Source organism: Dongia mobilis (genome assembly GCF_004363235.1).
Lineage (GTDB): Bacteria > Pseudomonadota > Alphaproteobacteria > Dongiales > Dongiaceae > Dongia > Dongia mobilis.
On record NZ_SNYW01000006.1, the window covers coordinates 341,960 to 361,833 of the forward strand.

Sequence of the window (19,874 nt, forward strand, 5' to 3'; positions counted from 1 at the left end):
CCACAATCCTCAGGGAGACGGTCATGAACCAGCACCGCCCGAACGGCTTCGCCACCCGCGCCATCCATCTTGGTTATGATCCGACGGAACATGCCGGCGCGCTGACGCCGCCCCTGCACCTGACCTCCACCTTTGCCTTTGATAGCGTCGAACAGGGTGCCGCGCTGTTTGCAGGCGAGAGGGCGGGGCACATCTATTCGCGCATCTCCAACCCGACTCTCGATCTTCTGGAACGCCGCGTGGCCGATCTCGAGGGCGCCGAGGCGGGGCTGGCACTGGCCTCGGGGATGGGGGCTATCACCTCGGTCATGTGGAGTTTCCTGTCGCCCGGTGACGAACTCGTCACCGACCGGACACTCTACGGCTGCACTTTCGCGTTCATGCGGCACGGCCTTGCGAAATGGGGGGTGAAAATCACGCATGCCGACCTGACGGATCTCGACGCCGTGCGGGCTGCGATGGGGCCGAGGACCCGCATGGTCTATTTCGAAACGCCCGCCAACCCGAACATGCGGCTGGTAGACATTGCCGCCGTCTCCGCGGTGGCGCATCGCGCGGGCGCCATGGTCGTAGTCGACAACACATATGCGACGCCGGTGCTGACGCGCCCGATCGGGCTCGGCGCGGACATCGTGGTGCATTCCGCCACCAAATACATGGGTGGCCATGGCGATCTCGTCGGCGGGATCGCGGTGGGCCGGGCCGAGGACATGATGCAGGTGCGCGTTGTCGGCATGAAGGACATGACAGGTGCGGTGATGTCTCCCTTCAATGCGATGCTGGTCCTGCGCGGATTGAAGACGCTGAAGCTGCGGATGGAACGGCACTGCCAGAGCGCCGCAATTGTCGCCGAAATGCTGGCGACGCACCCAGGCATTGCGGCGGTCTACTATCCGGGACTGGCGGCTTTTGCCCAGCATGCGCTGGCAAAGCGACAGATGCCCGGATTTGGTGCCATGATTGCGTTCGAACTCAAGGGCGGGCTCGAAGCCGGGATGGCGATGATGAACCGGCTCAAATTGATTCGTCGCGCGGTAAGCCTCGGTGATGCCGAGAGCCTGATCCAGCATCCCGCCAGCATGACCCATTCCACCTACACGGCCGAAGAGCGGCAGGCGCACGGCATCTCCGAGGGATTGGTCCGGCTGTCGGTAGGCCTGGAGGAAATCGAGGATATCCTCGATGATCTCTTGCAGGCGCTGAATGCCTCCCAGGTCCGGCTTTCGGCCTGACGAGATCAGCGCTGCAACAAGCACCACCCCCATCATTGGAATTGCCTGCATGAGCATCGAGATCGCCATCGGTTCGAACATCCGCAAATCGCCCTATTTCGCGGCAACGCTGCGTGCCGGGGTCAAGTGCTTCTCGGTCTACAACCACACCTATATCCCGGCTCATTTCGGCGACCCGGAGGCGGAGTACCGACGCTTGACCACGGGTGTTGCGATCTGGGACGTGGCGGCGCAGCGCCAGGTCGAACTGGTCGGCCCCGATGCGGCGCGCCTCGCTCAATATCTGACCCCGCGCAATCTGGACGGTACCCGGGTCGGGCAGGGGCGCTATGTTCCGCTGTGCGATCACGACGGCTATCTGATCAACGATCCGGTTCTGCTGAAACTGTCTGAGGATCGCTTCTGGCTGTCGGTCGCCGACAGCGACATCCATCTCTGGGCAGAGGCTGTGGCGCGGGAGAGGGGCTGGCAGGTCCGGGTATTCGAGCCCGACGTCTCGCCATTGGCGTTGCAGGGGCCGAAGGCGGTCGAGGTCACGACAGCCCTGTTCGGCGACTGGGTGCGGGATCTGCGGTATTTCTGGTTCCGCGAGACGTCACTGGACGGCATTCCGCTGGTCCTCGCACGCTCCGGCTGGTCGAAGCAAGGTGGATACGAGCTTTACCTGACTGATGGGTCGCGCGGGAACGAATTGTGGGAAAAGGTCATGGCGGCCGGACGGGTGCACGGCATCGGTCCCGGGGCGCCGAATGACCTCGAGCGGCTGGAAAGCGGGCTGATCTCCTACGGGTCGGACATGCGTCGGCAGGTGGTTCCGGCGGATCCCTTCGAAATGGGCCTGGGCGGTCTGGTCGATCTCGCGGGCAGCCACGATTTCATCGGCCGCGAGGCGCTGGCAAGGGTCGCCGCGCGAGGTCCGGCGCGGCGGCGCGTAGGATTTCTGCTGGAGGGCGCGCCAGCCGCCGCCGGCCATCCGGTAGCCGTAACGCGTGATGGTGCCGAATTAGGCGTGCTCAGCGACATGGCCTACTCGCGGCGCTTCGAGCGGACGATCGGCGTCGGGCTCGTCCGGTCCGAACTGGCTGATGATGCTCTTGGTCTCACTGCCGAACTGCCGTCCGGGCCGCATCCCGTGCGCGTGACCGCGCTGCCGTTCCGACTCTGACCGCTATCGGTTTGCGAAAGGAAAGATCATGGCTGCCGATCTCGTGCATCTGGAAACCCTGCACCGCCGATTGCTGTGGCTGGCATGCTGGACGATCCACAACGCCAACCACCTGCGCGAAAAGGATGACGGCGACGTGAAGGTCGGCGGCCACCAGGCGTCTTCCGCCTCGATGGCCGCCATCATGACGGCACTCTACTTTCACGCCCTGCGCCCGGAAGACAGGGTTGCGGTGAAGCCCCATGCCGGACCCGTCTTCCATGCTATCCAGTATCTGATGGGAAACCTGCCGCTGGAGAAGCTGCAGAACTTCCGCGGTTATGGCGGTGTCCAAAGCTACCCCTCGCGCACGAAGGATGTCGACGACGTCGATTTCTCGACCGGCTCGGTCGGGCTTGGCGCGGCAATGCCGATTTTCGCGAGCCTGGTTCAGGATTACCTCCAGGGGCATGGCTATTCGGCGGCGCTGGGCCGCATGGTGGCGCTGATCGGCGATGCGGAACTGGACGAGGGCAATATCTACGAAGCGCTGCAGGAAGGCTGGAAGCATGACCTGCGCAATGTCTGGTGGGTGATCGACTACAATCGCCAGAGCCTGGACGGTGTCGTGCGCGAAGGCTTGTTTCATCGGATCGAGGCGATCTTTGCCGGCTTCGGCTGGCGCGTGGTCCGTCTGAAATACGGGGTCCGGCAGCGCGCCGCCTTTGCCGAACCGGGGGGTGATGCCCTTCGGGACTGGATCGACGCCTGCCCGAATTCGCTTTATTCGGCGCTCACCTTCCAGGGCGGGGCGGCCTGGCGGAAGCGGCTGCAGGTGGATATCGGCGAAGCGGGCGCGGTCGCGGATCTCCTCGCGCGACGGTCGGATGCCGAACTGGCGAGCCTCATGGAAAACCTCGGCGGCCATTGCCTGCAGACCCTGTGCGACACGTTTGACGGCATCGCCGACGACCGCCCCACCGTCTTCCTGGCCTATACCGTCAAGGGCTGGGGAACGCCGCTCGCCGGGCACAAGGACAATCATGCGGGCCTGATGACGCCGGCGCAGATGACCGCCTTCCAGACCGCCATGGCGGTACCTGTCGGTGAGGAATGGAACCCGATGGCGTCGGTGCCGGATGTGGCTGCGCTGCAAGGTTTCCTCGCCCGGGTGCCGTTCTTTGCCAGGGGTCGCCGTCGTCTTGCGGCACCGGCCCTGCCGTGCCCGACGCCGGTAACCCTTACGGAGCGTGTGCTGTCGACCCAGGCGGCCTTCGGCAGGATCATGGATGAAATCGCCCGCAATGGCGGCCCTCTCGCCGACCGCGTGGTGACGATGTCGCCCGATGTGACCGTCTCGACCAATCTCGGCGGCTGGGTCAATCGGCGCGCCCTGTTCGCGCGCGCCGAGCTGGGCGACACCTTTCGGGACGAGCGCATTCCTTCGACGCAGAAATGGGCCTTTTCCCCGCAAGGCCAGCACATCGAACTGGGCATTGCCGAGATGAATCTGATGCTGCTCCTAGGCGCGGCGGGGCTGGCGCATGCTTTGTTCGGTCAAAGACTGATACCGGTGGGGACGGTCTATGATCCCTTCGTGGTTCGCGGCCTGGATGCCCTCAACTACGCCTGCTATCAGGATGCCAGGTTCCTCCTGGTCGGTACGCCGTCCGGTGTTAGCCTGGCGCCCGAGGGCGGCGCACATCAATCCATCGGCACGCCCCTAATCGGCATGGCACAGGATGGCCTCGCCGCCTTCGAACCGGCATTCCACGACGAGTTGTCGATCATCCTGGACTGGTGCTTCGACTACCTGCAGCGGGACGGCGAGGGAAAACTAGACGAACGCACCTGGCTGCGTGACGAAACGGGTGGCTCGGTCTATTTGCGCCTCTCCACCCGGCCACTCGAACAGCCGCTGCGCCGGGCCGATCCGGAATTCGCACGCGGGGTCATCGACGGCGCCTATTGGCTGCGCGAGCCCGGACCGAATGCGGACGTGGTGATCGCCTATCAGGGGGCGATTGCGCCCGAGGCGATTGCCGCCGCCGGCCGGATCGCCGAAGGCCGGCGCGATGTGGGTGTTCTGGCCGTCACCTCGGCCGACCGCCTCAATGCCGGCTGGAGCGCGGCACGACGCGCAAGGGCACGCGGCCTGGCGACGGCGGCAAGCCAGGTGGAACGACTGATGGATCGATTGCCGCGGCATTGCACCCTGATCACGGTGATCGACGGACACCCGGCCACGTTGTCCTGGCTGGGCGCCGTGGCCGGCCATCGCACCGTGCCGCTTGGTGTGGAGCATTTCGGGCAGACCGGGACGATTGCCGACCTCTATGCCCATTTCGGGATCGATACCGCAGCCATCGTCGCCGCTGCCAGCCGCATCAGTCCCGGCCGGCCCTTGCGACTGTCGGCCTGAGCCAGTTTGCATCACCAGGCGCTGCAGGAATGCAGCGGCCCCTTGGCCGCCGCAACTCCCCGCTTGCTTCGGGCAGGGTCCAACTCTCCGAAATAAAACAGAAAATGCTGCTGTCCTCCGGCTTGTTTCCGGCTGGCACGTCGCTTGCTGTACCTCCCGGAAAATTCGGCCGAGGGAGGGGGTGCATGAGCGCTGCAGAGACGATCGATGTTCCATACCTGAAATTGTCGGATCCGAGTTTTTCGATCCGCTCGCAGGAGGTGCGCGAGGCGCGGGCCAGGAACTGGTATGCGCGCACGCCTTATGGCATTGCCGTGCTGCGCTATGAGGATGTCGGCAAGCTGCTGCGCGATCCCCGGTTTCGCCAGGGCAGCCATGCCTGGCCGGCCCACAACCAGGCCACCGGCAAGTTCGCCGACTGGTGGCTCAGGATGCTGCTCAATCGCGTCGGCGAGGATCATGCGCGGCTCCGGCGCCTCGCCAACCCAGCCTTCTCGCCCAAGCTGATCGCCTCGCTGCAGCCGGTCTTCGCCGAGCTTGCCAACGACATCATCGACAAGTTCGCCAGGCGCGGCACCTGCGAGTTCATGGCGGAATTCTCCGAGCCTTATGCCACCCGCGTGATCTGCGCATTGCTGGGCCTCGATCAGAGCGAATGGCGGAATTTGGCCGATATCGCCGCCGATATGGGCTTGGCACTTGGTGTCACCTTCAAGCGCGACCTCGAGAAGATCAACGCGGCGACGGAACGCCTCTTCGACTACGCCCATCGTGTGATCGAGGAGCGGCGAACCCGTCCGCCGGGCGAGGACTTCATCTCGCTGCTGCTGCAGGCCAACGAGAACAAGGACAAGCTCTCCGACCAGGAACTCTACGACATGGTCGTGCTGGCGGTGTTTGGCGGCATCGACACCACCCGCAACCAGCTGGGCCTTGCCATGAGCATGTTCGTCGAGGCGCCCGACCAATGGAAGCTGCTGGCAGAGCGGCCGGATCTTGCCAAGAACGCCGTCGAAGAAGTCATGCGCCTGCGCCCGACCACGACTTGGGTCACGCGCGAGGCGCTCGAGGACATGACTTACAAGGATCTTCTCATCAAACAGGGAACGACGCTGCATCTCTTCGCGGAATCGGCCGGCACCGATCCCGAGGTGTTCGCGCCGGGCCTCGACATCACGGCGCAGCGCAAGCCGCATTTCGGCTTCGGCGGCGGCGCGCATCACTGCCTCGGCCACTTCATCGCCCGCGGCGACATGACCGAGGCCCTGAAGCTTCTGGCGCAGCGTCTGCGCAATCCGCGCTATGAGGGCGAACCGCTGTTCCTGCCGGACAGCGGCAATACCGGCCCGATCACCCTCAACATCCGCTTTGATCCCGAAGCCTGATTTTCGCAGCGAGCCGGATGATGAAAATCTGTGTCGACCTCGAGAAATGCCAGTCGCACGGCCAGTGCGCCATCGCCGCGCCGGAACTCTTCAGCTTTGATGCCGAGGGCAAGCTGCGCTGGGTGAAGGAACCGCCGGTCGAGCAACAGGCCACGGCGGAGGCCGCCGCCGATGCCTGCCCGGAACAGGCGATCACGATCGGGACCTGACAGCCGGATGCCACGGGTCCTCATCGTCGGCGCCTCGCTGGGCGGCCTGCGCGCGGCCGAAGCGCTGCGTGATGCGGGCTTTCACGGGGCCATATCCAGCGTCGGCGCCGAGGCGCACCCGCCCTACAACCGGCCACCCCTCTCCAAGGATGTCCTGCTGGGAAATGCGACCAGCGATGGCGTGCTGGCGGAACTCGCGTTTCCAAGGAAGGCAAGACTGGGCGAGATCGACTGGCGCCTCGGCATGTCGGTGGCAGCGGTGGATCTCGCGCAAGGTGAAGCACGACTTGCCGACGGCAGTCGCATTCACTTCGACGCGCTGATTGTCGCCACCGGCCTGCGACCGCGCCGGCTGCAATTGACGGGGGCGACGGCTGACCGTTTCGTCCTCCGGACGCTGCCGGATGCGCTGGCATTGCGGGCCCGCCTCGTTCCGGGCGCGCGTATCGCCATCATCGGCGGCGGCTTCATCGGCTGTGAGGTGGCGGCATCTGCGCGGAGGCGGGGGTGTGCCACGACCGTGATCGAGCCTTTGATCGTGCCGATGCAGCGCGCCCTGGGGCAGGAATTCGGCGCGGCCATGCAGGCGCTGCATGAGGCGGCGGGCATCCGGTTCCGGACCGGCCGCCAGGTGACAGGTTTTGAAGTGGACGTGAGCGACCGGCTGCACGCCGTCCGACTCGACGACGACTCGCTGGTCGAGGCCGACCTCGCCGTCGAGGCGGTGGGATCGCAGCCCAATACCGAATGGCTGGCCGGCAACGGCTTTGATCTTGATGACGGGATCCTATGCGACCATCGTATGGCCGCCATTGGCCACGATCGCGTGGCGGCAGTGGGCGACGTGGCGCGGTTTCCCTGCCTGCTGTTCGACGACGTGCCGCGCCGGGTCGAGCATTGGTCGATCCCCGGTCTTACCGCGCGCCGGGCGGCCGGGCATGTCGCGCGCCAGCTCGGCGTCGCCGTGCCGGACGCCCCGTTCGCGCCGCTGCCGACTTTCTGGAGCGATCAGCTCGGCCTGCGGATCCAATGCGCTGGCCTGCCGGGCCTTGCCGATCGGGTGGGCCTCCTGTCCGGCTCGCTTGGGCCGGACAGCATGCGCCGGGACGGCGCCGTCATGGGCTATTGGCGCAAGGACCGGCAGGTCGGTGTTGCGGCCATCGGGGTTGCGCCCCAGCGCTTCATCAACTTCCAGGCGGACCTTGTCAGGGCGCTGCAAAATTGCAGCCTATGATGAAAAATTGCATCACTCGAACACCGGCAGCGCGGGGCACAGCCCGGCAACCGGGATGAATTTCCACTGATAAACAGATGGATAGCGCCTAGCCGGCCACGTCGAAAAATTTGGCATGGTGTTTGCTGGAACTGAGGCAAAGCGCCGCAGATGCGCTGCAAAATGCCACTGAACAGGGGTTTGTCGTGACGGGAGAAAAAGGGACGGCGGCTGCGATTGCGCAGGCGCTGGATAGATTGAAGGCCGAGATCGTGCATGTCGGCCTGTTTGACTTTGCCACCATGTTCCGCGAGCGGCGGCTGCGCCGGGCCGAGCTGCTGGCCGGTGCCGAGCACGCGGTCTTTGCCAATGTGCTGCCGAAATGGGACAGCGCCGAAAGCATCCTGGCGCCCGGGCCGTATCGCAGCGAGACCGTGGCCTATGACCCGGCCTCGATCCGGCCCTATCCGTTCGAAGCAAGCGCTGCGGTGATGGTAGCGGACTACACCGGGCCGCAGGCCGAGATCATGCCGCGCCGCGTGCTGCAGCGGCAGATCGAGCGCGCCGCTACTGCCGGCTATGCCATCGAGGCGGCCTTCGAATTCGAGTTCATCGTTCTCAACGAGACGGCGGAGAGCCTGCGCGATAAGAAGTTCCGCGATCTCGCGGAATTCGCGCCGGACAACCGGTGCTGGTCCGGCCAGACGGCTGCCACTTATGCGCCGTTCGTGAGCGATCTCGATGCCCTGCTGAAGAGCGCCGATATCGACCTGTTCTCGTTGAGCGTCGAGCTTGGGCCGGGCTGCTTCGAGGCGACTTTGAGGCACCGGCCGGCGATGCGCGCGGCCGACGACGCCGCCTTCTTCCGCATGTTCACCAAGGCCTTCTGCCGCCAGCGCAACCTGACGGCCAGTTTCATGCCGCTGCTGGGCGCCGGATTTCCCGGGATCGGTGGCCATATCTGTCTCTCGCTGCGCGATGCCAAGACCGGCCGCAACCTGTTTGCCGACAAGGCGGACGAGAACGGGCTTTCGCCGCTTGCCAAATCCTTCCTGGCCGGGATCATCGACCTTGTGCCGGACGGCTTCCCGATGGTCGGCCACACGGTCAACGCCTATCGCCGGTTGGGCCCGGGCAGCTGGGCGCCGAAGACGGTCAGCTGGGCGCCTTACAACTATGCTGCTGCCGTCCGCACCGCCGCCGAGACCGAGGAGATGACGCGCCTGGAGCTGCGCCTGCCGGGCAGCGACGTGAACGTCTATCTGGGTCTTGCGCTCATGCTGGGCGCCGGTCTCGACGGCATCGAGCGCAAGCTCTCCCTGAAGGACGAGCCCATCGCCAGTGGCGGACCGAACGAAGTCCCACCCAACGCGCCGCGCCTGCCGGCCGACCTTCTCGAGGCGACGCGCCGCTTTCGTGGCAGTGCCGCCGTGAAACGCATCTTCGGCCAGGCCTTCGTCGACCATTTCGCCATGATCTGCGAAGCCGAGGACACGGCCCTGCGCCGGGTGGTGAGTCCCACCGAGGTGCAACGCTATCTCGAAGCCGGCTGATCGCGCTGTCCCGGAAAGCCCGGTTCTTCCGTCATCCATTCAAGGCAACGATCATGAACCAGACCACGACCCTGCAGAAGCCGCATATCGCCCAAGGCCCCGATTCCGATTTCCGTCGCATCCGGGCCGATCCAGCGCGGGCCGAGCTGGTCCGCCAGGTGCGGGCCAAGATCGATCTGCTCAAGGTCGATTACATCTATTTCCAGTATGTCTCGATCACCGGCCGCGTCATGGGCAAGGCCTGTCCGGCGAGGCATTGGGAGCAGATCGCGCAGAAGGGGGTACAGACCTTCATGGGCGGCGTCACCAATGTCTTCCCCGACCGCCAGGGCAGGCTAATCGGCTTTCCCGCCAACGCTCACGAGGTCATCGCCCTGCCCGACCCGGAGACCTTCTGCCAGCTGCCCTGGAACAAGCGGATGGCGCGCGTCTTCTGTACGCTGTTCTACATGGAGGAGGACCCGGTCAATCCAGGCGCCTTCTTCGATGTCGACTGTCGCGGCAACCTGAAGCGCATCGACGCCCAGTTCCGCGCCGATCACGACGGCCTGCATATGCGCGTGGGCTGCGAGCCGGAGATGCTGTGGCTGAAGAAGGGGACGACGCCGGATACGCCCTATGAAGGCACCACCAAGCCCTATGCCTATCATATCGAGCAATTCGAGCAACTGGCCGAGGTCTGGCTGCGCGTCTACGAATATGCGATCGCCATGGGCCTCGACATCATCCAGGGTGATCACGAGGATGCGCCGGGTCAGGTTGAGCTCAATTTCACCTTCGACGATGCATTGCGCACGTCCGACCGCCTTACAACCTATCGCCAGATCTGCGCCCAGGTCGCGCGCGAGTTCGGGCTCATCGCCTGCTTCATGACCAAGCCCTATATGGGCATGTCGGCCAATGGCTGTCACCACAACCTCTCGCTCTGGCGTGGCGGCAAGGGCGAGGTCGCCGATCTGGTGCCTAGTCCGCTGCCGGGCATGGACCAGGTATTTACCTATTCCCGCGGCGGCAAGAACGAGTTCCGCGACGAGCGCGAGGTCTGGAAGCCGGCCGAGATCGGCCGCCATGCCCTCGGCGGCATGCTCGAGCACCTCTCCGGCATGACGGCGATCGCCTGTTCGACGGTCAACTCCTATCGTCGCCTCAACGATACTGGCCTCTGGGCGCCATTGGCCATCAATTGGGGCCTGCAGAACCGCTCCTGCGCCGTGCGCGTCTCCAGCCCGGACCGTTTCGAATACCGGCCCTGTGATTCCATGGTGAACCCCTATCTGATGCAGGCGGCACTCTACAAGGCCATGGATGACGGCCTGAAGAATCGTATCGATCCCGGCGAGCCGGAGGAGCGCAACCTCGTCGAGGTAATGCGTTCCGGTGAGGCGGTACGGCGCATCCCGATGAATCTTGCCGATGCGCTCGACGCCCTGGCAGCCGACCAAGTGGTACGCTCGGCCATGCCAGGGCGCATGTATGAGGTCTACGAGTGGTACAAGCGCGACGAGTGGGACCGCTTCATCTGGGAAGCATCGGATTGGGATGTGAAGACCTATCTCGATTGCCTGCCCTGACCCCGGGGTCAAGCCCAGCTAGCACAAGAAACCGACCAAGCATGAAAAACAGGAGAGGCAAAATGAAACGGAAGACGATATTCAGCGGCGGTACGGCCATCACCCTGGCCTTGAGCGTTGTGGCGACGCCGGCGCTGGCCGAAGGCGAGGTCAACATCCTCACCTGGGAAGGCTATGCGGACCAGAGCTTCGTCGCGCAGTTCGAGCAGGAATCGGGCTGCAAGGTGACAGCGACCTATGTCGGGTCGAATGACGACTTCGCGCCGAAGCTGGCGGCAGGTGGTGGCGTCTACGACCTCATCACACCCTCGATTGACACCACCAAGACCATGATCGAGGCGGGCTTTGTCGAACCCCTCGACACCTCGAAGATCTCGGAGTGGAACAACATCTACGAAAAGTTCCGCAACGCCGAGGGCATCAATCACGATGGCGCCGTCTATGGCATGCCCTATTCCTGGGGCGCCATCGCCTTCATGTACCGAGTCGACAAGTTCCCGACACCACCCACCTCGATCGCCGATTTGTGGTCGGAGGCGGTGAAGGGCAGGGTTTCGCTGTGGGACGACAAGAGCGCCATCTATGTGGCCGCGCGCCTCAACGGCGACAACGACATCTACAACCTCACCGACGAGCAGATCGAAAAGGCCAAGGCGAAACTGATCGAGCAGAAGCCGCTGGTCCGCAAGTACTGGGCGACGGCCGGCGAACTGGTTGATCTCTATGCCGCCGGCGAAGTCTGGATCTCCAACACCTGGGCCGGCTACCAGTCGAGTCTCATCAAGGAGAAGGGAATTGAGGTCGCAGAGTTCATCCCCAAGGAGAATGCCGAGGGCTGGATGGATTCCTGGATGGTCGTGAAGGACACGCCCAACCTCGACTGCGCCTACAAGTTTCTCAACATGCAGAGCTCGGAGCTTGGCCAGTGCGGCGTCGCCAATGTCAACGGCTATTCGGCCGCAAACCCGGTTGCTGCCAAGAAATGCATGTCGCCGGAGCAGTATGAGGCGCTGCACCAGGACGATCCGGACTACCTCAACAGCCTGTTGCTGTGGGAAAATCTGGGCGAGCGGATCGAGGCTTACACCAATGCCTGGAACGCGGTAAAGTCGGCCAACTGAGCATGCTGCCGCTGCGCGAAGGGAGAGAGCCGGCAACGGCTCTCTCCAACTCTTCTTTGCTTTCGTCCTATCAGGCGCCGGGCCATACCGATATGAGCAAGATCGTCGAGATCGACGGCGTTTCCAAGATCTATGGCGGCTCGGTCGTCGCCGTGGACGACCTCACGCTTGCCATCAAGGAGGGCGAATTCGTCACCCTGTTGGGGCCGTCGGGCTGTGGCAAGACCACGCTCCTGCGCATGCTGGCCGGGTTCGAATCACCGGACCGGGGTATCATTCGCCTGGCAGGAGAGGACGTTACCAGTCGGCCACCCTACCGGCGCGACGTCAACATGGTGTTCCAGGATTACGCGCTGTTTCCGCATCTGAGCGTCGCAAAAAACGTCGCCTTCGGTCTCGAGCGGCAACGTCTGGATCGCACCGAAATCGGCAGGCGGGTCGCCGACGCACTGTCTCTGGTCGGGCTGGCCGACAAGGCCGAGCGGCGCCCGCACGAGCTTTCCGGTGGCCAAAGGCAGCGCGTGGCGCTGGCGCGCGCCATCGTAAGGCGGCCCAAGGTCCTGCTGCTGGATGAACCCCTGTCCGCCCTCGATGCCAACCTGCGCGAGGCCATGCAGGTCGAACTCAAGCACCTTCACGAGAAGCTCGGCCTGACCTTCGTGATGGTGACCCATGACCAAACCGAAGCACTGGTGATGAGCGACCGCATCGTGCTGATGAAGGATGGCCGCATCGCCCAAATGGGTGAGCCGGCGGAGCTCTACAACCGGCCGGCAAGTCCCTATGTGGCGAGTTTCATCGGGACCACCAACCTGCTTCCGGTAGAGGTAAGATCGGTTGCGGATGGTCGCGCTGTGGTGGCACTGGGCGGACGCAATCTTGAGCTGCCGGCGCCGGCAGGTCTCGTTGCCGGCCATGCCGCTCTGCTCGGAATTCGTCCCGAAAAGCTGCGCCTTGAGACCGATGGAACCGTCGGCGCGTGCCAGATCTCGGTCGCCGTCGAGGAAGGCCTGTTCCATGGCAACGCCGTGCGCCTGCGCTGCCTCGGTGAAGACGGCAGCGTCCTGCTCGTCGATCTGCAACTCAGCCAATCCAGTATCGCGGTTCCGGCGCGCGGGTCGCGCCTGCAGCTCAGCTGCGACCCGACGGATCTCTACCTCTTTGCCGGAGACGACCGGTAATGTTCGCGGGGCAGGCAAGCCCGGTTCTTCCGGTTGGACGCCGGTGGTCGCGCGACCGGCTGCTTCGCAACCTGGTGCTGGGGACGCCGCTGGTCTGGGCGGTCGTCTTCATGTTCATTCCCTATCTCATCATCTTTACCTACAGTTTCTGGCTCAAGAAGTATCCGACTTTCGTGCCGGCCTTCCAGTTCGGCAATTATGCGCAGCTCTTCGCCGATCCGCAGTACTACCAGGTCCTGCTGCGGACCGCGAAGATCGCCCTGGCCGTTTCGTTGAGCTCGCTGCTGCTCGCCTACCCCTTCGCGTATTACCTGGTATTCATCCTCAAATCGCCGCGGCTGCGCCTGATGCTCTATATGGCGGTGATCGCGCCGCTCTGGGTTTCCTATCTGCTTCGCGCCTATATCTGGAAGACGATCCTCGGCAACGAAGGCGTCATCAATTCGTTCCTGGTCTATGTCGGTATCCTCGACCGGCCGACCGACATTTTCCTCTATAACCAGTTCTCCATGGTGCTGACGCTCACCTATATCTTCATTCCGTTTATGGTGATGCCGATCTACACGGCGCTTGAGAAGATTCCCCGCAACCTGATCGAGGCATCGAAGGATCTCGGCGTGGGACCACTGGGCACGCTCTTCAAGGTAATCGTGCCGCTGTCGTTGCCAGGAATATTCGCCGGCATGACCTTCGCCTTCTGCCTCACTTTCGGCGATTTCGTCGCGCCCTTCCTGGTGGGCGGTCCGGACGGCGTCATGGTGGCGAACGTGATCACCTCGCAATACGGTGCGGCCCTCAACTGGCCGCTGGGATCGGCTCTTGCCATCGTCATGCTGATCATCGTGCTCGGCATCATCGAATTGTCGGACCGCGTCGAGCGCGCCGGCCGCATCAACCTGGCGTGAGGTGAAGACCATGTCCTTCGCCCGCACCAGCGCCCTGGACCGCATCGGCACCGGCACCTTTACGCTGGTGATCCTCTGCGTCCTGTCCTTCCTCTACGTGCCGATTGTCATCCTTGTGGTGTTCAGCTTCAACGATTCCAGTTCGCTCACCTGGCCGCTCGGCGGCTTTACCTGGGGCTGGTACGAAAAACTGTTCTCCAACCGGGATCTTTTACGGGCAATCGGCAACAGCTTCTATGTCGCGACCTTCGCCACAATTCTGACCCTGCTGGTCGGTGTACCGGCGGCCTTCGCGCTGGATCGGCTGGATTTCGTCGGCAAGCGCGTGTTCCGTCGCCTAGTCCTGCTGCCGCTGGTGCTGCCGGGGATCATCACCGGCATCTCGATGCTGAACCTCTTCAAGCTGATGGGGATCGGTCTCAGCCTGGAGACGGTCGTACTGGGTCACGCGACTGCTCTCATTTCGATCGTCGTTACCCAGGTCTATGCCCGCCTGCAGCGGCTCAACCGGCGCCTGGAAGAGGCGGCGGCGGATCTTGGCGCGAAGCCCTGGGAAACCATGTTCCTGGTGGTCCTGCCCAATATCAAGTCGGCGCTCATCGGCAGCGCACTGCTCTCGTTTACCCTATCCTTCGATGAAATCCCGGTAACCTTCTTTCTGACTGGCCGCGACAACACGCTACCCATGTACATCTGGTCCACCATGCGGCGCGGCATAACGCCGGAGATCAACGCCGTGGGTACGCTGATCGTGCTGGCGTCGTTGCTGCTGATCGTGGTGTCCGTTATCCTGCTGCGGGACGAGCAGGAAAGGTAGGATTGCAGATGCGGTGCGCGTCACCAGCACGTCGGAACTTGCTGCAGGAGAGCGCTCGATGAACCGCGCCCGATCCCTGGCTCAGGCTGCCGGCGCCGATCTTCTTGATACGGCACCGGTCATGTTCGACCTTGTTTCCGTCGATGGTATCCTCGTCTATGCCAATGCCTGGGAGGAGCGGTCGCTCGGCTTTCCGGTCGGGGCGCTGGCCGGAAAGAGGTTTGATCTCATCTACCCGCGGGAGGCCCGCGACGTCCTGCTGCGGCTCTTTGACGACGGAGCGGGTGCTGTGGCCGAGAACCGGCGGCTGGTCGTGCGCCGCCAGGACCGCCGCGTTCTCGACGTCAATGCCAGCATCAACGGCTATACGGATCCGGCCCATGGACCGTGCCTGCGCGTCGTCAAGTTTCCCCTCGATGAGACATTGCAGAAGCTGCGACGGCTGGAGCAGGAAAACGAGGTGCTGGGCAGCATCGTTACCACGGCACGCGACGCCACCTATTGCATCGAATTCCTCGAGCCGGTCGACCTGACGGCGCCTGAACACGAGGTCGTGCGGCAGGTCTTTGCCAACAAATGCGTCTGGCGTTACTGCAATGAGGCGATGTCGCGGCTCTACCGGCTGCCGCTGGGCGATGATCTCAACCAGCATGATGTGCGCGAAGTCTTTATGCGCAATCCGGAAAACGAGGCATTCGTGCGCCAGTTGCTGGCGAACGGATTCCAGGTCGATGGCGCCCTGTCGCGCGACCACCGCTATGACGGTGTCGACGTGATGATCGAGAACGATGTCCGCGCCAGAATCGAGGATGGCTATCTGATCCAGTTCTGGGGTGTGGTGCGCGATCTTGCCGAGCGGCAGAAGCGCGAGCGCGAGCTGGAGATGCGGGCCAGCGCGGCACTTGACCTGCTGGGTGCCATCCCCAACCCTCTCCTGGTGGTGGACGTCAACGGCCGTATCGAAGGTGGCAATGCGGCGATCGAAGGCGCATTCGGCCGGTCCCTGGATGAAGTTCTCGGCGCCGACGTCGAGCGCATCGTGCACTTTGCGACCCCCGTCGCAGAGCTGTTGCGGTCGCTGCACGAAGGCCACGGTACCCGCACGCTGGAGGGCAGCGTCAGGCAGCCCGGCGGGCAAAGACAGCTCTGCCAGGTGACAATGGCGACGGTGGACGACGACGCGACGACATCGCGGACCGTCTTCACCTTTCACCTGCCGCGTCGGTCCGAACCGCGCCCCGCCGAGCAGCGCAACCGGCCGGAGGCCGATGCATGAGCCGGACGCCGCTGCATGGCGCAAGTGATGTGGCGGTGTTCGATGCGCTGGCCGATGGCATCATCCTGCTGGATGCGGAATTGAACCTGCGCTTCCTCAACGCATCGGCGGCCGAGATGCTGGGTGTGGTGCGCGAGGCGGCGCTCGGTCTTTCCTTTGTCCAGTTGACGGCACGGAGCACGGCGGATCTCGCCGAACTGCTGGAACTGGTGGAGGGTGGCCGCAAGGCAGAGGCCATCGTGCGCGCCGGCGACGGCCGCGTGTTGATGACTTCGCTGCGCCAGGTGGAAGCCATTGGCAAGGCGACGGCCGGCATGCTGCTGCAGATGCGGGACATTGCCGTGCTCGACCACGAGCGCGACCGGGCCGGAGCCAAGGAATCGCGCCGCGCCTTCCGCTTCCTGTCGCAGCAGAAGCTGCGACCCGACCTTTCGCATCAGCGCCGCCTGTCGTCGCAGCTCGACCGGCTGCTGACGCTGGGCGAGCGCAGCATGGCGCAAAATGCCCGCGTTCTGCTGACCGGTGAATCGGGCGTCGGCAAGACCGAGATCGCGCGGCATCTTCACGTCTCGGCGAGCGGGGCCAACGCGCCCTTTATTCACGTCAATTGCGGCTCGATTCCGGATTCGCTGTTCGAATCGGAGATGTTCGGCTACGAGCGCGGCTCCTTTACCGGGGCGTTGCAGACCGGGCGCAAGGGTCTCATTGAATCGGCTGATGGCGGGACCCTGTTCCTGGACGAGGTCGGCGAAATTCCGTTGCCAATGCAGGCGAAGCTATTGAAGTTCCTTGAATCCTCGACCATCCAGCGGATCGGCGGCAGTGCCGAGCACGCGGTCAAGGTGCGCGTCATCTCGGCCACCAACCGCGATCTCGAGACCATGGTGAAGAAGGGCGAGTTCCGGCGCGATCTGTTCTATCGGCTTGCTGTCGTGCCGCTTACCGTGCGACCGCTGCGGCAGACGCCGGAATTGTTCGACGATCTGGTCGACTATCTGGTCGCCGTCGTGAACCAGCGACGCCTGGCGCCGATGACCCTCACCAGGGAATGCCGCGACCGGCTGCGTGGCTATCACTTCCCGGGCAATATCCGCGAGTTGCACAATATCATCCAGCAATTGTCGGTACTGGCCGACAAGGTGGCGGAGGTCAAGCACCTGCCCGAGACGGTGATGGCGGCCGGCATGGCGGTGAATGCCGGGCCGATCGCGACCGATGCGCCACGTGCCGACCTCAAGGAGATCGTGCGCGCCTATGAGCGCCAGGTGATCGCCCGCGCCATCGCCCAGCATGGCAGCAAGCGGAAGGCCGCCGAGGCGCTCGGCGTCGACATCGGCACCATTGTCCGCAAGACGCAGATGGAACAATGAAATGGGCGGTCGGACTCGTAGGGCTGTAGTATTCCGGGCGCATTGACGGATGCGGCAGGATCGATTAAAAGCACGCCGAAACGCCGTCGAAAACGGATCGGGAACGCAATCCTCGATAACCCGCTTCGGCCGACAACAAAGCGATTTCAAGCGCTTGCGCTTGGGGGATCGTCTAACGGTAGGACAGCGGACTCTGACTCCGCCAGTCTAGGTTCGAATCCTAGTCCCCCAGCCATCTGATTTATAAGCGAAAATCAGAATTTCTTGTCTGACGCGGCCGGGCCGTTTTGCAGGCCGTTCTGCGATTTCGTTCGCGTTTCGAGCTTGGTGATTGCGGCTCCGGACAAGCGGCGGATCTAGCCAGGATACCAGACCTTGCGGGGATCGTCGGATGCCCGGCGATAGGCGTAGGCCGTATCGATCAATTTGACGGTGTCGTAGACCGGGCGCCAGCCGAGTTCGAATTTCGCCCGCGTGTTGTCGAGCCAGTTGGAATGGTAGTCGCTCGCAATGTCGATCGAGGGGAGGCCGCGCGATATCCGGAGATGTTCGGCAACTAGGCCGTAATCGACCGGCTCGTCCATGGAAATATTGTAGAGTCGCCCCCGTGCGACCGGGTTGTCGAGTGCCAGCAGTATGGCGCGGGTCAAGTCCTCGACATGGACAAAATTGCGTTTCAGTGGCCGGCCATGGGCGTCGCGCAGCAATGGCACGGTCCCTTCGGCCCGGCATCTCGCCGCGGTCTCCGGCGAGACCAGCGTTTTCCAATCCGGACCACCGAAGACATCGTCGCCGAAGGAGAGCGTGAAGCGGAAGTCGTCCTTCTCCATGATCCAGGGCGCGCGCAGGCAACAGGCGTTGATGCCGTACTGGATGCCAAATTGCGTCAGCATGACCTCTTCCAGCACCTTCGAGAGCGCATAGCAGCCTGGATAGGCCATGTGCGGCTGCGATTCAGTGACGGGACCGTCATGTTCGTAGAAGAAGTGACCGATACCGGCATCGCCTCCGATCAGGATGAACTGCCGCGCGACGGGTGACTGGCGAAAGGCTTCCAGCAGCCAGAACAGGCCCTTCACCGTCACATCCATGACCGTCTCTGGCACTTCCTTGCAGGTCGCCAGGTGCACGACATGGGTGACGCCGGCCATGGCGTTCTCGACCGCGGCGCGATCGGCAATGTCGCCTCGGGAGATTTCGACCCGATCGTGCTTCGGTGGGACGCGGTTGTGACAGAGCGCGCGGATACGGGCCTTATTCCATTGCGAATCCTGCAACATGTTGGCGATCAGATTGGCCCCGACCTTGCCGGTTGCGCCGGTTACCAGAATCAGCATGGCATCTCCTCCCTGACAGCGAGCTAGCTCCGGTCGACGCCGGAGAGGACATGGCGGCCGACCGATGCCCGGTCGACGAGCGGACAATCGACCTTGCTCTGCCGTGGCCGCCTTTGCGGCCGCCGCGCATGCTCGATGAGCTGCTCCGCGGCCAGTACACCCATGTCGAAATGCGGCAGCAGGATGGTGGTCAGCGCCGGGCGCAGGAACTGGGCGATTTCGCGGTCGTCATAGCCGATCACGGCAATGTCTTCCGGAATCCGCTTGCCCATCTCCTTGAGGGCATCGAAGCAGCCCAGCGCCATCAGGTCATTGGCGCAGAAAATCGCAGTCGGCGGGTCGGCAAGCTGCATCAGGGCGAGGCATTGCGCATAGCCGGCCGAAGGTTCCCAGTTTCCCGGCCGCACCAGTGCCGCATCAAAGGGAATGTTGTGGCTGGCCAGCGCCTGGCGATAGCCCTTGAGGCGGTCGACCATGGCATCCATCCATGTTTCGCCGGTGATGAGGCCGATCCGCCTGTGGCCGGCACGGATCAAATGGTCTGTCGCGGTCCGCCCGCCAGCCACTTCTCGCGGCGTAACCGATGGCAGGTTCCGATCCGCGGCATAGCAGTTGAGCAGAACCATGGGAACCTGCCGCAGCGTGGACGGCGGGCGCACCTGGCGCGTCTGGATCGTGCCGTAGATCAGTCCGAGCAACGGCATGCTGCGAAAATGCGCAAGCACGGCCTGCTCGAACTCGGCGTCGCCCTGGGTGACGGCGACACTGACAATCAATCCGTTTTCGCCGGCCTTCTCGCGAATGCCGTCAAGGGCAATGGCGCACCAGGGATCGGTCGACAATTCATCGACCATAACGCCGATTACCCTGGCGTCGCTTCCGGCGGTGCGGGTTGCGCTCCGCCGCGTCTGGCGGCGATATCCAAGTTCGCGCGCCGCCTCAAGGACGAGCAGTCGGGTCTGGTCCGTGAGCCTTGCGCCGAGAACGTCATTGAGGACCAGGGAGACGGTCGTCTGCGACACGCCAGCCCGCGCGGCGATGTCGGTCATCGTCACGCCACGGCGTTTGGTGCGTTGCGAAGAGCGCGCCGTCGAGCGGGTGCGCGCGGACAATTTTTGGGCAGCCATGCTTTCCCTGC

General features: G+C 63.7%; 16 protein-coding genes and 1 tRNA gene. 15 read left to right on the plus strand and 2 right to left on the minus strand.

What is annotated here, in order from left to right; all coding sequences use genetic code 11:
• Positions 1 to 23: 23 nt before the first annotated feature.
• The 15 genes from A8950_RS03170 (at position 24) to A8950_RS03240 (ending at position 17,634) form a co-directional block, all read left to right on the plus strand.
• Positions 24 to 1,232: a methionine gamma-lyase gene (locus tag A8950_RS03170; RefSeq protein WP_133612156.1), complete on the plus strand. Its 1,209-nt coding sequence runs from the start codon at positions 24 to 26 to the stop codon at positions 1,230 to 1,232.
• A 49-nt stretch (positions 1,233 to 1,281) separates the two neighbouring features.
• Positions 1,282 to 2,397, plus strand: coding sequence for a glycine cleavage T C-terminal barrel domain-containing protein (locus A8950_RS03175; RefSeq protein ID WP_133612157.1), 1,116 nt, complete (start codon positions 1,282 to 1,284; stop codon positions 2,395 to 2,397).
• Positions 2,398 to 2,425: 28 nt separating this feature from the next.
• Positions 2,426 to 4,798, plus strand: coding sequence for a transketolase-like TK C-terminal-containing protein (locus tag A8950_RS03180; RefSeq protein WP_133612158.1), 2,373 nt, complete (start codon positions 2,426 to 2,428; stop codon positions 4,796 to 4,798).
• A gap of 185 nt (positions 4,799 to 4,983) precedes the next feature.
• The gene (locus A8950_RS03185) at positions 4,984 to 6,183 is read left to right on the plus strand and encodes a cytochrome P450 (protein WP_133612159.1); all 1,200 of its coding nucleotides are present in this window, start codon (positions 4,984 to 4,986) and stop codon (positions 6,181 to 6,183) included.
• Positions 6,184 to 6,200: 17 nt separating this feature from the next.
• On the plus strand, positions 6,201 to 6,392 hold the full coding sequence (locus A8950_RS03190; protein ID WP_208109720.1) for a ferredoxin: 192 nt from the start codon (positions 6,201 to 6,203) through the stop codon (positions 6,390 to 6,392).
• 7 nt (positions 6,393 to 6,399) lie between these two features.
• Entirely contained in the window at positions 6,400 to 7,626 is a 1,227-nt protein-coding gene (locus A8950_RS03195; RefSeq protein ID WP_133612160.1) for an NAD(P)/FAD-dependent oxidoreductase, read from the plus strand.
• A 185-nt stretch (positions 7,627 to 7,811) separates the two neighbouring features.
• A complete protein-coding gene (locus A8950_RS03200; RefSeq protein ID WP_133612161.1) occupies positions 7,812 to 9,158 on the plus strand; it encodes a type I glutamate--ammonia ligase in 1,347 nt (448 codons plus the stop codon).
• 53 nt (positions 9,159 to 9,211) lie between these two features.
• On the plus strand, positions 9,212 to 10,729 hold the full coding sequence (locus A8950_RS03205; protein ID WP_133612162.1) for a glutamine synthetase family protein: 1,518 nt from the start codon (positions 9,212 to 9,214) through the stop codon (positions 10,727 to 10,729).
• 62 nt (positions 10,730 to 10,791) lie between these two features.
• Complete coding sequence (locus tag A8950_RS03210) at positions 10,792 to 11,850, plus strand: ABC transporter substrate-binding protein (RefSeq protein ID WP_133612163.1); 1,059 nt, start codon at positions 10,792 to 10,794, stop codon at positions 11,848 to 11,850.
• A gap of 2 nt (positions 11,851 to 11,852) precedes the next feature.
• Positions 11,853 to 13,031, plus strand: a complete 1,179-nt coding sequence (locus A8950_RS03215; RefSeq protein WP_208109721.1) for an ABC transporter ATP-binding protein — start codon at positions 11,853 to 11,855, stop codon at positions 13,029 to 13,031.
• Positions 13,031 to 13,936: an ABC transporter permease gene (locus A8950_RS03220; protein ID WP_133612164.1), complete on the plus strand. Its 906-nt coding sequence runs from the start codon at positions 13,031 to 13,033 to the stop codon at positions 13,934 to 13,936. Before A8950_RS03215 ends, A8950_RS03220 begins: the two co-directional genes overlap by 1 nt.
• 10 nt (positions 13,937 to 13,946) lie before the next feature.
• Positions 13,947 to 14,753 (plus strand): ABC transporter permease, encoded by an 807-nt coding sequence (locus tag A8950_RS03225; protein ID WP_133612165.1) that lies wholly within the window; start codon positions 13,947 to 13,949, stop codon positions 14,751 to 14,753.
• Positions 14,754 to 14,811: 58 nt separating this feature from the next.
• Positions 14,812 to 16,029: a PAS domain-containing protein gene (locus tag A8950_RS03230; protein ID WP_133612166.1), complete on the plus strand. Its 1,218-nt coding sequence runs from the start codon at positions 14,812 to 14,814 to the stop codon at positions 16,027 to 16,029.
• Positions 16,026 to 17,399: a sigma-54 interaction domain-containing protein gene (locus A8950_RS03235; RefSeq protein WP_133612167.1), complete on the plus strand. Its 1,374-nt coding sequence runs from the start codon at positions 16,026 to 16,028 to the stop codon at positions 17,397 to 17,399. The genes A8950_RS03230 and A8950_RS03235 overlap by 4 nt, the downstream gene beginning before the upstream one ends.
• A 161-nt stretch (positions 17,400 to 17,560) precedes the next feature.
• Positions 17,561 to 17,634 (plus strand) — tRNA-Gln (locus A8950_RS03240).
• Between the two features lie 121 nt (positions 17,635 to 17,755).
• On the opposite strand, the gene A8950_RS03245 is transcribed toward A8950_RS03240, so the two are convergent.
• Positions 17,756 to 18,736, minus strand: coding sequence for an NAD-dependent epimerase/dehydratase family protein (locus tag A8950_RS03245; RefSeq protein WP_133612168.1), 981 nt, complete (start codon positions 18,734 to 18,736; stop codon positions 17,756 to 17,758).
• A 23-nt stretch (positions 18,737 to 18,759) separates the two neighbouring features.
• Positions 18,760 to 19,785, minus strand: coding sequence for a LacI family DNA-binding transcriptional regulator (locus A8950_RS03250; RefSeq protein WP_133612169.1), 1,026 nt, complete (start codon positions 19,783 to 19,785; stop codon positions 18,760 to 18,762).
• Positions 19,786 to 19,874: the final 89 nt, after the last annotated feature.